The sequence below is a fragment of the Streptomyces sp. XY431 genome, from assembly GCF_001279805.1.
Taxonomy (GTDB): Bacteria; Actinomycetota; Actinomycetes; order Streptomycetales; family Streptomycetaceae; genus Kitasatospora; species Kitasatospora purpeofusca.
This window is the reverse complement of record NZ_LGDO01000015.1, coordinates 17900-30167: the sequence shown is the minus strand read 5'-3', so window position 1 is coordinate 30167 and position 12268 is coordinate 17900. Positions and strand designations below refer to the sequence as shown.

The window sequence follows — 12268 nt, the reverse complement described above, 5'->3', positions numbered from 1 at the left end:
CCCCACCGCACCGACCCGCAGGAGACACCAGTGCCCACCCCCCGCACCCCCTGGATACCCGGAGGCGGCACCGCCCTGGACTGGGGCCTGCGCGACACGTGCCCCGTCGGCGTCGGCCCCGGTGGCTACCGGGGCGAGGGCGGGAAGGTGTGGTGCCTGTCCTGCGGCGACCGCTACACCGGGCGCCCCGCCCAGGTCGGCGACGACCACGCCCACCGCGACGACGCCCACCACGCCGCCCGTCTCCACGCCGACGACCACGAAGCCGAGATCCGCCGCTACGTCACCGCCGAACGCAACCGCGAGGTCCGCGAGAAGTCCGGGTGGACGAGCAGGGTGTACGACCTCGTCGCGGCGGCCTGCGGCGACGACTACAGCGGGGTCTGGTGGGACGGCACCGGCTACCGGCTCGTCCCCGTCGGGGCCCGGCTCGACGCGAAGGGCCGACGGGTGCGCCGCCGCGTGGTCGAGCTGGTCATCGCCGCCGGGTTCCTCCACCAGGACGCGCACGGCAACGTGACCGCCACCCCGGACGGCCGGACCATGCTCAAGGTCTGGCAGCACCACCGCGCCGACCTCGCCGAGCCCTGGCCCGTCCGGCACGAACCCCAGGCGCTGCCCCCGCTCCCCGGGGGCCAGGAGGACAAGCGCCGCCAGGAAGCCGCCCGCAAGCTCTGGGCCCAGCTCCAGCGCGAGCACGCCCAGACCCGGGCCGAACTCGTCCGCCTCCGCGAGCAGGCCGAGCAGCGGTACCAGGACGAGCTGGCCGCCGAGCGCCAGCGACGCGAGGACGAGCGGGCCGAGCGCGAGCGCGCCGAGCGGGCCCGCACCGGAGCAGACATCGACCTGACGTGGTCCGCGGTGGCCGCCGGCCGCTGGACCGTCAGGGGGGCCGGCCACGACCGCCGCCTCGACGTCACCCTCAACACCACCGACTTCGCCCACGACTCCTACGAGATCCGGGAGAACGGTTACTTCGTCTCCCGCCACCGCTACCGGCACCAGGTCGACGCCGCCGTGCGGCAACTCCTCGCCGACGCGGTCGAGATCGGAGAGCGGACACCAGAGCCCACCCCCGCCCAACCGCCGGCCGAAGTGCCCGTCGACCGCTGGCACCAGGCCCCACCCCTGCCCATCCCGCAGAAGGAGACCAGCCCTGACCATCCACCCCGACAACGTCCTGCCCGACGGCCGATGGAACGACCGGCTCTTCGACCTCGAATACGAGGGCAGGAGAGGCCACTACCGGGTCGTACGCGGCCTCGGAGAACAGATCGGCACCGTGGAGAAGCACGGGGGTGTCTGGATGGCCAAGGACACCTCCGGGGCCTGGGTCGGTGCAGCCGCCGGCCGACGCGGCTACACCACCCGCCAGGTCGCGGCCATCGAGCTCTCCACCATGGTCCCCCTGCCCCCGCCCGAGGAAGAGGAGAAGTACCGGGTGGCACCAGGCCCCACCCCCGCCTGACCGCCCCGCCCTCCCTGGCCGTCCCCCGTGTCGGAATGCCGTGTGTCGGAGCCGATTTCGGTTGGGGCTCACCAGGAGAGCCTGTGTCTATATTCTTCTTAAAATGTCGATCTAAAAAGACATAACGACATAGACCCCTACGCTGTACTACCCCTCAACCACAGCCAGTGACCAGACGGCGGGATTCGCCGCAGGCGCGGCTAGTGCAGTAGACCGGCTGCCAGGCCAACGACCACATGGGCAGCACTGCCTCGGCGAGCTGGGGCCGAAACCGAGCCGACCCCGGCCGAAGTGCCCGTCGACCGCTGGCACCAGGCCCCACCCCCGGCTGGCCGTGGGGTAAGCCCCAGGGACGCGAAGCGCCCTCGACTCCTGTTGTTGGAGGCGAGGGCGCCAGGGAACGCTACAGAACGGCCCGTTACAGGCCGAGGCGCTTGCGAATGGCTGCAATGCCGTCAGCCATGGCGACGAATTCCTCCGGGGTGTACCGGGTACCCATCAGCTCGGGGTTCTCGCTGTCGAAGATGGCCACGCCGGTAGCAACGCCGTTGGCGTCCCAACCCGTCGCCGCGAAGTCCACGCAGGCACCGTTACCCTCGGAGAGCGGAGACTTGAACCGCTCCTCCGGCCCGGGAGTGATGTCATACAGCTCTTGCTTCTTCACAAGAATCACGATTCCTTGCTGAGCGTCTTGATCAGTTCTACAGACTCCTCCGGAGTCAACGCCTTACCACTCAGGTAGTCAAACCTGCGCCGCCTTGACCTCACCTCTTTTGGGTCGTCCAGGATGGCCACGCCCGTTCCGGTATCCATCGTGGCTACACCCGGGTCACCCGGGGTCAGGTAGTCGACAACGTTCAAGTTGACCTGAGTCGCCGCAGGAGCGCCGGCCGAGAAGGGGATGATCCTCAAGGTAAAGTTCGACCGCTTCGTGGTCTCCACGATGTGGTCGAGCTGCGCCTTCATGACTGCGGGACCGCCCACCAGGGCCCTGATCGCGGCCTCAGAACAAAGAGCATCCAGGACCGCTGGCCGCTCGGCCCTGAAGAAGATGTCCTGCCGCCGACGGCGCACCGTGTGCTGGACAGCAGTCTTCTCGACACCGTTCTCGCGCACGTGGAACTCGTCTACCGCTTGCATGTAGGGAAGGATCTGGAACGGCCAGGGGATCAAGGCGCCTGTGGCGATGCTGATCTTGCTGGCGGGGTCCTCAAGCTCAATCAGCCTGACAAGGCTGCGCGGAAGGTCGCCCAGGTATTCGTCCCACCAGGCGGTTTGCGAAGCCCGAGCGGCCCTGATCTCCGCCAAGAGATCGAGCCGGATCGCCTCGCCGACGCCGTACAGGTCGAGCATCGTTGTCAGCTGCTGGTCGGTGGGGAGCTGACCGCCCTTCTCCATCAGTGAGACGAGGTCCTGACTCTTGCCGATGGCAAGACCCACGGCCCCCTGAGTCAGGCGAGGGCGGACTTCCGTACGAAGCGCCCGAAGCCGCCGGCCAACGCTCACCATGGCGCGGGACGCTGCCGCTTTCGTCACGCTCCGTTCCTCTCTGTCCAGCATAGATGTTCCTGGGGAGGAGGGTAGCGCCCCAGACGGCAACGACGCCTCGTACGAGTGAAGTTTGACGGGTACTCACGAGGGGCTTGCGTACGAGCCGCTCGTACGAGGAAACTCAGTGCTGCACCAACCGCTACGAGCCATCTGCGGAGTGTAGTGCTGCCGCGATGGCGCACGGCTCCCTCCGGCTGATCTGTGGAGGAGCTGTGCGAGAACTGATCACTCACGTTCACGTGAGCCCGTACGTCCGCTTGATTTGCTCGGCGAAGTTCGAACCCGACCCCACGGTGGTTCGCGCGGTCCGCCAGTTCATCAAGAAGTGCTGTCTTGAAGTCGGCATCGACCCCCACGCGCCGATGGTCCTTGCTTGCGAGCTGGCCACAAACGCGGTCCGGCACGCTAGGACGCCCTTCAAGGTCACCTTCGTGGCCTTGGAAGGTCGGCCGATGTGGATCGAGGTGGAGGACGGTTCCGTCGAACTGCCCAAGCCCCGCGCTGCGGGCCCGGACGACCTCGGCGGCCGTGGCTTCGAGTTGATCGAGGCTCTGGCAGCGAGCTGGCACACCGACCGCAATCTCGGCTCGGGAAGCAAGATCATTTGCGTCACGCTCAAGGGGGACGCCGAAGAGGGGGATATGGAAGATGACTCCGATGATGGGAACGACGCCAACACAGCCGGTGGTGGCGGGCAACACCGAGCCTCGGCGCGGCAGTCGGATCTACATCGAGGCCCTTACCCCCGAGCAGTTGCGGCACCTCGGCCGGCCTGAGCTTCCCATTCGGCTGACGATCAGCGGCATCGTCGCCGACCCCACCGGGGAGCACCCTCCGCCGGTCTTGGAACTGCGCTTCGACCGCAAGACGTTGGCGGGCATCGAGCAGCAGATCCAAGGGCTTCAGCTTCCGGGCGAACCTGCGCCGTCTGATGACTCGCCCTCGCCGGAACCCCTCGCCCGCAGGACGCCCGGCGAGTGGCTTCACGAAAGGCTGAAGCCCGAGGAGATCGCCGAACGACGCGGTACCTGGACGGGGCTCGGAGCTTCGGCCAAGAATATGCAGCTCTTCCGGGATGCCCTGCGAAGAGCGGAGGCCGCGACGTGACGACGATCGCCGAGTCTCCAGCGCAAGCCCTGGCGCACACCGACCTGACCGGGACGGTCACCGCGGCCTTCGCCTACGAGGTCAAGTCTGCCGGCCTCGCCCGCGAGCTGGTCAAGGACACGCTCCTCCGCTGGGGCCTGGGTGACCTGGTCGAGAACGCTGTTCTGGTCGCCAGCGAGCTGATGACCAACGCGATACAGACGGGTTGTCGGCGCAGCATCACCCTGACCCTTGAGCAGATCGGCGAGTCTGCCGTTCGGATCTCTGTTGAGGACGGGTCGCGCTACCCACCGGTCTTCATCAAGCCCGGCCTGCCGACCAACCCGGACCGGCTCCCGGCTGGCGGTCGCGGCCTGGTGATCGTGGACGGCCTGTGCAAGCGCTGGGGGCTCGACCTCCGCCCCCAGGGCAAGTGTGTGTTCGCCGAGATCCACGGTCCTCGCCGCCCTCGGCGTTGACCCCCAAAGCTCCCGGCCTGATTCGGATGGGGAAGTCCGCCAGGCCGGGCCCCACCAGGAATCCCCCTGGTGGTCTTCGCACCACCCAGCAGGAAGGAACAACGCAATGAACGTGAACGAGCCCGTCATCGTGGCCGACGAGGACGACGACGTGACCGTGATCGGCGACGCGGCGGCCCTCACCATGGGCGGCCAGGCCGACGGCGGCGAGGGCAAGCGCCACGTGTACTCGTACACCGGCTGACCCTCCCCGCTGTAACTGCGGTGCGGTCCTCCGGGGCCGCACCGCTCCGCTTTCTGCCATTGCTTGGCCAAGGGGAGGTTCACATGGCTTTCGGGGGCTTCAGTAGCTCCTCGGCGAGCACGCCGTATCCGCTGGGAGGGAGACAACTGCACCGGCAGTCGAGCGTGTGGAAGGACGGCCTGACGCCGACCGAGCTGCACGTCGCGGAGGGCGGCCCGGCGCGCAGGCTGTTTGTCCTAGGACCGAGTGGAGCGCGGGCCGCAGATTTGAAGGCGCTGGCCGACGGCCCCCTGCCGACCGACCTAGGGTGGCGCTGGCCGGGGGCGTACACAGTGGTGATCGAGGCTGATCAGGAGACCTTGATCTTCACCGACCCCTCAGCCGCGTCGCCGGTCTACCTCACCCAGTACGGATCAGGGTGGGCCTGGTCATCGTCGGCTCGGCTCCTCGCCGGACTCAGCCGAGCCCCCGTCGACACACGGCGGCTAGTGACTGCGGTGTTCACACCACTGCTCCCCGCTCTCGTCGCGGGCCGGTCGTACTTCTCGGGGGTCGAGCAGTTGCCGCCAGGCGCCCGCATCCGGCTCACCCCGGTCACCGAGCCCCAGATTACGATCCTCTGGCTACCGCAGCCGGACTCAAGTCCATCACCGACCGGCCGCCTCCGGACCGAGCTTGCGAGAGCCGTGGGCGTGGGCCTGGACGACGGCCCGTTCAGCACCGACCTGTCGGGCGGACTCGACTCGTCAACCGTCACGCTCCTGGCAGCACGCCACGCACCCGCCGGCACGAGCGTGCCCGCTGTGACGGTCCACCCCGAAGGGGACGAGTCGGGGGCCGACCTCCGGTTCGCCCGGCTTGTCGCGGACTCGATGCCGGGCAGGATCGAGCACCATCTTCTTCCGACGCGACGCGAGCACCTGCCCTACACCGAGATCACCAGCGTGCCCGCCGCCGATGAACCGGCACCGTCCACCATGGCCTGGGCCGGGCTGCTCCGGCAGTTGGAGTGGATGGCCGAGCAGTTCGACACTCGGCTCCATCTGACTGGCGATGGTGGAGACAGCGTCTGCTCGCAACCGGCCGTCCACATCGCTGATCTGCTCCGGCACCGTCAGCTCCGGGCCGCCCTTCACCAGGCCGCGGGCTGGGCCCGGCTGCGGCATCTGCCGCTGTCGAACCTTCTTCGGCAGGCCCTCGCAACGGCCCGGCTCTCCCGGTCCGACGTGCTGGCCGTGCTGGCCGAGCAGATCGTCCAGGGTCCGTCCCCGGCGGCCGGCACCGTTCACTGGTTCCCGCGCGTGCAGCTTCCGGACTGGGCCGGTGCCGAGACCCTGCCTCACCTGCGAGGTGAGATCGAGCGGGTCGCCTCCGCACCGGACCCCCTCTCGGGGCTCGACGCTGGCGTGCGCACCGTCATTGATGAGGTCCGTGAGGTAGCTCGGACGGCGCAGGCGGATGCCGCACTGGCAGAGGACATCGGCATCCGGCTCCGGAACCCGTTCCTGGACGCCAGGGTGATCGACACTGTTCTGCGCGTCCCGCTCAGAGCCCGGCCGCCTGTGTACGCCTACAAGCCCCACTTGGTGACTGCGATGCGTGATCTACTACCAGCCCCGCTTGCCGCGCGTAGCACGAAGGGCTCGTTCAATGCGGACTTCTACACCGGCCGGCGGGAGAACCTGGACGCGCTGCTCGGCCTGGCGGACGGGTTCCTCGCTGCTCTCGGCGTAGTCGACCCCCGGACCCTGCGCCGCGTGCTCAAGCAGGCTGCGATGGGCATGCCCGTGCCGATGGGCGTCTTGGACCGAACTCTTGCCGTCGAGGCGTGGTTGATCGCGCTTGACCGAGAGCCGGAGCCGCAGTGGGTTGAGGGAGTGGCCATCCGTGACTGACGCGACTTCGTTCGTGACGATGCCCCGCTATGTCCGTGGCCTTGACTTCGGACACGCCGTTGTCCTGGTGAACTACCTCAACGGGCAGGTCAGCACGCTCCCCGCTTCCGCCGGCATGGCGCTCCGCCAAGCGGCGGAGTTCGGCAACGCCAGGCACCTGCCGGAACCCCTGCTGAAGTCACTGCTCACGTCGGGGTCGCTGGTGCGGGCAGACCGGCCTCGGCCCTCGCGGAACGTCCGGACGGTGGAGGCCCCGAAGGCGAGCTGGGGCGGCGACGAGTTCCGGGCTGGGCTGACGCCTCCCGTGCCCGTTCCCCGTGCCTGGACGCTGGCGGCTGCCACTGCGCTCTCGGTGGTCCACACCGTGAAGGCCGCAGGCCCGGAGCATCAGGCGATGGGTCGCGTCCTCAAGCTGATCCATTCCGCCAGCAGGACGGGACACCGAAGGGCGGCCACCCTCAGCGAAGCTCAACGCGCCGTCCACGCGGTGCGAAGCGCGGGCTGGTACTCGCCCGGACGGACGAACTGTCTGGAGGAGTCGGCTGCCTCGGTGCTGCTGCTCCGGCTGACGGGTAGGGCCGCGGTTTGGCGTCATGGGATCGCGCCCGACCCGATACGGTTGCACGCCTGGATTGAGACCGTTGAAGGTACTCCCGTCGCCGAGCCAACGTCAGTTCACTTGTACACAGCGACACTTAGCATCCCCGGAGCACATCATGTCCGTTGAACAGATCATTTGGATGTCGGCTGGCGCCTGCGGGCTTGGCCCCTTGCGGTCCGACCTTGCTGAGCAGTACTGGCGCTGGGAGGAGGACCCAAGTTCCCTGATTGGGTTCGGCCGGCCGGTCCCCGAATCGCTGCCGAGCCGGACTCAGGGTCTTCAGCAGCAGCTCGCGGGAAGGAACATCAGGTTCACGGTCTACGACCTCGCCGACGCCGAGAACCCGGTGCCTGTCGGCATGACCACGCTCCAGCCCGACACCTACGCCCGCTCCGCCGAGTACATCCTCGTCATCGCCCCTGAGGCGCGGGGCAAGGGGCTCGCGGCACCGGCGACCCGGCTGACGCTGGACTTCGGTTTCCACGTAGCCAACCTCCGGTCCGTGTGGCTCAAGGTGCTCGCACCAAACGAGGCCGCCGTCCACGTCTACGAGAAGGCGGGCTTCAAGCACGTCGGCGCGATGCGTGAGGCGGGGTACTGGCAGGGTGCTGTGTGCGATGAGCTGATCATGGATGCGCTCGCCTCCGAATTCGGCGGTCCCAGCGTTCTGGGACCGACGGGGGGAGTTTCAGGCCCCTAAGAACTCTCGACCATCTCGCACCCCCGTCGCCCCGGCCCCCGGCGACGGACCAGGCCCCCGGCCCGTGGCTGCCCCCGCTGCCGCAGGTCGGGGGCTATTTCGTGAGCCCAGGCCCTTGCTGGAAGCGGCCACGATAGGGTCGTGGCCCCTTACACCTCAGCCCGTTTCCGCAGGTCGGGAACAAGGTGCAAGGTCGGTGCGTTCCCCCACGTTGTCGCCCAGACCAGTTCGTACGTCCCGGCCAGTTCGCGCAGCCAGCTGCCGTGGCGGGCGGAGAGCAGCACGGTGTAGCCGAGCAGGGTGTGGACGTCGAACCCGGCCCCGGGGTGGGGACAGACCGGGTTGAGCACGCCGTCGACGTCCAGGAACAGCAGTGGCTTCGGCATCGGGCGCCCCCAGGTCTCGTGCGTCGTCACCTGGTCGGACGAGCCGGGACCCCCGGCGGTTGCCCGCCGAAGGGCGCACACGGGGGCGCACCGGGGGCGCTCGGAGTGGGCCGCGATCCGGCTCACTGCGCCGTCACGGGCTCCGGGCTCACTGCGCTGCCACGGCTCCGGGCTCACTGGCCGTGACGGGCTCCGGGAGGACGTCGGCGGGCGGCTCGGCGGGGCGTCGGGAGAGCCGACGGACCTGCGGTTCCAGCAGGACGGCGGCGCTGAGCACCAGGGAGACCACCGCACAGGTCCAGAGCGCGCCGGACAGGCCGAGCAGGTCGGCGGCCGGGCCGGCGAGGGCGGTGCCGAGCGGTGCCAGCGAGAGCGAGCCGAGCTCGTCGTAGGCGGCGACCCGGGAGAACGCCTCGGCCGGGATCTCCTGCTGGAGCGCGATCATCCAGTTGACGCCGAAGACGGTCACGCCGACGCCGGAGAGGAACATCGCCGCGCAGAGCACCGGCAGCGGGGCGGACACCGCCAGGGCCAGTGCGGGCACGCCGAACAGGAACACGCCCCAGTTGCCGACCAGCAGGATCCGGCGCGGCTGCCAGCGGACCATCAGCACGCCGGTGGCGACCAGGCCGACGCCGTAGGCCGCCATCGCCAGGCCCCAGTCGCGGGCGCCCCCGAGCTGTTCCTTCGCCACGGCGGGCCCGTACACCGCCTCGACCGCGCCGACGCAGGCGACCAGCACCGAGAACTGGAGCACGATGACCCAGAGCCAGCGGCGGGAGGAGAACTCCTGCCAGCCCTCGCGCAGGTCGCGGAGCATTCCGCCGTCCACGGCCGGGGCGCTCGGCGCCTGCGGTTCGAGCAGGAAGCGCAGCGCGGCGGCGGCCAGGAAGCAGGCGGCGTCCAGGGCGAGCACCCACCCGGCGCCGACTGCCGCGGTCAGCGCGCCGCCGAGCGCGGCGCCGCCGATCTGCGCGCCGTTGAAGCCCATCCGGTAGACCGAGAAGGCCCGGGCGGCGTGCTCGGGGGTGACGCTCTCCAGGATCATGCCGCCGGAGGCGGGGGAGTAGAAGGCGTAACCGGCGCCGGCACCGGCCGAGAACAGCATCAGCTGCCAGAGTGTCGGCTCGCCGGTCAGGACCAGGAGGGCGAGGGCGCCCTGGGAGACGGCGCTGAACAGGTTGGCGCCGACCATCACATGGTGGCGCGGCAGCCGGTCGGCGAGCGCGCCGCCGATCACCAGCAGCAGGACGGTGGGCAGCAGCCGGGCCGCGGTGACGTAGCCGACGTCGGCGGTCGAGCCGCCGCCGTCGAGGATCGCGAAGGCGGTGGCGATGGGGGCGCCGGCGTTGCCGAGCCCGCTGACCACGGTGGCGGCGGTCTGGATCCGGAAGTTGCGGCTCGCCCAGGCGAAGCGGCCGGTGGGCGGGGGCGGTGATTGGCTCTGCACTCCGCGACTATGCCGGGGCGGGTGGTCCGTGTCCATCCGATAAACGGACCGACGCCGGGGTGCCCTCGGGGGCTCAGCCCAGGTGGCCCCAGAGGAAGGCCAGGGTGCGCTTCCAGGCGATCGCCGCCTGGAGCGGGTCGTAGGTGCCGAGCAGGTTCTCCTCGTTCATGAAGGCGTGCCCGGCCGGGTAGAAGTGGAACTCCGGGCGGATGTCGGTGGCCTCGCCGATCCTGATCGCGGCCTCGTCGACGGCGGCCATCGGGAGGGACCGGTCGTGCTCCCCGTAGTGGCCGAGCACATGGGCGGTCAGGCCCCGGTACTCGAAGTCCGGGTCGGGCGGCAGACCGTAGAACGGCACCGCCGCCGCCACCCGGTCGCCCTCGGCGGCGGCCAGCAGCAGGGCGAAGCCGCCGCCCATGCAGAAGCCGACCACGCCGACCGCGTCGCCGACCACGCCGTCCAGGTCGAGCAGCAGGTCGACCGCTCCGCCGAGGTCCCGCACCGCCCGCTCGACCGGCAGCTCGCGCTCGAGCCGGGCCGCCTCGGCGCGGTCGTGGGTGGTCGCGCCGCCGAAGAGGTCCGGTGCGAGGACGGTGAAGCCCTCGGCGGCGAACCGGTCCGCCACGTCGGCCAGGTACGGGGTCAGGCCCCACCACTCCTGGACCACCACCAGGCCGGGGCCGACGCCCTGGGGAGGACGGGCCAGATAGCCGTGGGCCTGGTGGCCGCCGCTGGGGAAGGTGACGTTCTGCCGGGAGCCGCCCTGGTCAGGCATGGCTTCCTCTCGGGGGACGGGCCGCCGGGCGCGGCGGCGGGTCGGGGGCCGGGTCAGGGGCCGGTGCGGGGTTGGTCGGGGACCGCTGGCGCGGCCGGTCGGGCGGGGCGGTCAGCCCATCTCCTCCAGGGCGCGGCCCTTGGTCTCCTTGATGCAGAAGGCCACGAACGGGATGGAGAGCAGCGCGAAGACCGTGTAGATGACGTAGGTCGCCGAGAGGTTCCAGTCGGCGAGGTCGGGGAAGCTGACGGTGATCGCCCAGTTGGCGATCCACTGGGCGGAGGCGGCGACCGACAGCGCGAGCGCGCGGATCCGGTTGGGGAACATCTCGCCGAGCAGGACCCAGACCACCACGCCCCAGGAGAACGCGAAGCAGAACACGAAGACGTGCGCGGCGACCAGCGCGACCGTCGCGTAGGTGTCGTCCAGGGTGGCGGAGTCGCCGGTGCCCTGCCGGTAGGAGAACGCCCAGGCGGCGGTGGCCAGTGCGGCGGCCATCCCGGCCGAGCCGGCCAGGGCGAGCGGCTTGCGGCCGATCCGGTCGACCAGCGCCATCGCGATCACCGTGCCGACCACGTTGACGATCGAGGTGGAGAGGCTGATCAGCAGCGAGTTCGACTCGTTGATGCCGACCGACTGCCAGAGGAAGGAGGAGTAGTAGAAGATCACGTTGATGCCGACGAACTGCTGGAACACCGAGGCGCCGATACCGACCCAGACGATCGGCAGCAGCCCGAACCGGCCGCCCAGCAGGTCCTTGAGCCGGGGCTTGTGGGTGGACGCCAGCACCGAGTGGATCTCGGCCACCCGGGCGTCCAGGTCGACACCCTCGCCCTCGACCTCCAGCAGCACCTTGCGGGCCTGCTGCTCCCGGTTGTCGGCGATCAGATAGCGCGGCGACTCGGGGATGGACATCGCCATCAGTCCGTAGACCAGGGCCGGGATCGTCTCCACGCCGAGCATCCACTGCCAGGCCTGGATGCCGCCGAGGTGGCCGGTGGACTCGCCGCCGGCGGCCTGGTTGAGCGCCCAGTTGGCGAGCTGGGAGACGGTGATGCCGAGCACGATCGCCATCTGCTGGAACGAGGCCAGCCGGCCCCGGTAGGCGGTCGGGGCGACCTCGGCGATGTACGTCGGCGCGATCACCGAGGCGATGCCGATCGCCACGCCGCCGACCACCCGCCAGGTGGCCAGCAGCTCCAGGTTCGGCGGGAACATCGAGCCGAGGCCGCTGATCGCGAACAGGGCCGCGGCCAGCAGCATGGTGCGCACCCGGCCCAGGTGGTCGGCGAGCCGCCCGGCCACGACCGCCCCGGCCGCCGAGCCGAGCAGGGCGATCGCGACCACGAAGGCCGTCGTGCCGTTGCCGACCCCGAAGTGCTTCTGGATGCCCGTCACCGCACCGTTGATCACGGCGCTGTCGTAGCCGAACAGGAACCCGCCCATCGCGGCGGCGGCCGAGATGAAGACGACGTGCCCGAGGTGCGCCTCGCCGGATGCCGGATGGGTCTGGGTCCTGGACACGCACGCTCCCCGGGTCGACGGTCCCGTCCGCGCGGCCGAGCGGGCAGGGTTCGGCTCACATTCGACCAGTGCCCGGGCGGCGGTGCCTCGATGAATGGGCCGAACGGGT

14 protein-coding genes and 1 pseudogene are annotated in these 12268 nt (G+C 69.9%); 8 read left to right on the top strand and 7 right to left on the bottom strand.

The genetic code is table 11. The annotated features are described in order from the left end of the window. Positions 1-1116, bottom strand: a pseudogene (locus tag ADK60_RS03075) (hypothetical protein); the annotation flags it as partial. A gap of 166 nt (positions 1117-1282) precedes the next feature. Here ADK60_RS03075 and ADK60_RS03070 point away from each other — a divergent pair. Beyond that, entirely contained in the window at positions 1283-1468 is a 186-nt protein-coding gene (locus tag ADK60_RS03070; protein WP_053643002.1) for a hypothetical protein, read from the top strand. A 418-nt stretch (positions 1469-1886) separates the two neighbouring features. Here the strand turns inward: ADK60_RS03070 and ADK60_RS03065 are convergent, their stop codons facing one another. Then, the gene (locus ADK60_RS03065; RefSeq protein ID WP_053643000.1) at positions 1887-2141 is read right to left on the bottom strand and encodes a DUF397 domain-containing protein; all 255 of its coding nucleotides are present in this window, start codon (positions 2139-2141) and stop codon (positions 1887-1889) included. Next, positions 2138-2977, bottom strand: coding sequence for a helix-turn-helix domain-containing protein (locus tag ADK60_RS03060; protein ID WP_286185247.1), 840 nt, complete (start codon positions 2975-2977; stop codon positions 2138-2140). Before ADK60_RS03060 ends, ADK60_RS03065 begins: the two co-directional genes overlap by 4 nt. Before the next feature lie 254 nt (positions 2978-3231). On the opposite strand from ADK60_RS03060, the gene ADK60_RS03055 reads away from it, so the two are divergent. The 7 genes from ADK60_RS03055 to ADK60_RS03030 all read left to right on the top strand — a co-directional run bounded on the left by ADK60_RS03055 (position 3232) and on the right by ADK60_RS03030 (position 8024). Further along, positions 3232-3795: an ATP-binding protein gene (locus ADK60_RS03055; RefSeq protein ID WP_159400284.1), complete on the top strand. Its 564-nt coding sequence runs from the start codon at positions 3232-3234 to the stop codon at positions 3793-3795. Positions 3796-3862: 67 nt separating this feature from the next. After that, positions 3863-4126, top strand: coding sequence for a hypothetical protein (locus tag ADK60_RS44450; RefSeq protein ID WP_159400283.1), 264 nt, complete (start codon positions 3863-3865; stop codon positions 4124-4126). Beyond that, a complete protein-coding gene (locus ADK60_RS03045; protein WP_053642993.1) occupies positions 4123-4584 on the top strand; it encodes an ATP-binding protein in 462 nt (153 codons plus the stop codon). The genes ADK60_RS44450 and ADK60_RS03045 overlap by 4 nt, the downstream gene beginning before the upstream one ends. A gap of 106 nt (positions 4585-4690) precedes the next feature. Further along, positions 4691-4828, top strand: coding sequence for a hypothetical protein (locus ADK60_RS44445; protein ID WP_159400282.1), 138 nt, complete (start codon positions 4691-4693; stop codon positions 4826-4828). Positions 4829-4911: 83 nt separating this feature from the next. Continuing rightward, on the top strand, positions 4912-6723 hold the full coding sequence (locus tag ADK60_RS03040) for an albusnodin/ikarugamycin family macrolactam cyclase (protein WP_053642991.1): 1812 nt from the start codon (positions 4912-4914) through the stop codon (positions 6721-6723). 19 nt (positions 6724-6742) lie between these two features. Beyond that, on the top strand, positions 6743-7450 hold the full coding sequence (locus ADK60_RS03035; protein ID WP_353651721.1) for a lasso peptide biosynthesis B2 protein: 708 nt from the start codon (positions 6743-6745) through the stop codon (positions 7448-7450). Then, the gene (locus ADK60_RS03030) at positions 7440-8024 is read left to right on the top strand and encodes a GNAT family N-acetyltransferase (RefSeq protein WP_079008003.1); all 585 of its coding nucleotides are present in this window, start codon (positions 7440-7442) and stop codon (positions 8022-8024) included. Before ADK60_RS03035 ends, ADK60_RS03030 begins: the two co-directional genes overlap by 11 nt. A 149-nt stretch (positions 8025-8173) precedes the next feature. Here ADK60_RS03030 and ADK60_RS03025 read toward each other — a convergent pair whose 3' ends face one another. The 4 genes from ADK60_RS03025 to ADK60_RS03010 form a co-directional block, all read right to left on the bottom strand. Continuing rightward, positions 8174-8410 carry an HAD domain-containing protein gene (locus ADK60_RS03025; RefSeq protein WP_199839584.1) on the bottom strand — a complete coding sequence of 79 codons (237 nt, stop codon included), beginning with the start codon at positions 8408-8410 and terminating at the stop codon, positions 8174-8176. Positions 8411-8558: 148 nt separating this feature from the next. Then, positions 8559-9860 (bottom strand): MFS transporter, encoded by a 1302-nt coding sequence (locus tag ADK60_RS03020; RefSeq protein WP_053642987.1) that lies wholly within the window; start codon positions 9858-9860, stop codon positions 8559-8561. A 73-nt stretch (positions 9861-9933) separates the two neighbouring features. Then, positions 9934-10635, bottom strand: coding sequence for a dienelactone hydrolase family protein (locus ADK60_RS03015; RefSeq protein ID WP_053642985.1), 702 nt, complete (start codon positions 10633-10635; stop codon positions 9934-9936). A gap of 111 nt (positions 10636-10746) precedes the next feature. After that, complete coding sequence (locus ADK60_RS03010; RefSeq protein WP_045943317.1) at positions 10747-12159, bottom strand: sugar porter family MFS transporter; 1413 nt, start codon at positions 12157-12159, stop codon at positions 10747-10749. Between the last annotated feature and the right edge of the window lie 109 nt (positions 12160-12268).

Excerpts from the sequence above, each read along its gene's own strand:
- ADK60_RS03060 (WP_286185247.1), bottom strand. The coding sequence starts at position 2,977 with ATGGTGAGCGTTGGCCGGCGGCTTCGGGCGCTTCGTACGGAAGTCCGC.
- ADK60_RS44445 (WP_159400282.1), top strand. The coding sequence starts at position 4,691 with ATGAACGTGAACGAGCCCGTCATCGTGGCCGACGAGGACGACGACGTG.
- ADK60_RS03040 (WP_053642991.1), top strand. The coding sequence starts at position 4,912 with ATGGCTTTCGGGGGCTTCAGTAGCTCCTCGGCGAGCACGCCGTATCCG.
- ADK60_RS03035 (WP_353651721.1), top strand. The coding sequence starts at position 6,743 with ATGCCCCGCTATGTCCGTGGCCTTGACTTCGGACACGCCGTTGTCCTG.
- ADK60_RS03030 (WP_079008003.1), top strand. The coding sequence starts at position 7,440 with ATGTCCGTTGAACAGATCATTTGGATGTCGGCTGGCGCCTGCGGGCTT.
- ADK60_RS03025 (WP_199839584.1), bottom strand. The coding sequence starts at position 8,410 with ATGCCGAAGCCACTGCTGTTCCTGGACGTCGACGGCGTGCTCAACCCG.
- ADK60_RS03015 (WP_053642985.1), bottom strand. The coding sequence starts at position 10,635 with ATGCCTGACCAGGGCGGCTCCCGGCAGAACGTCACCTTCCCCAGCGGC.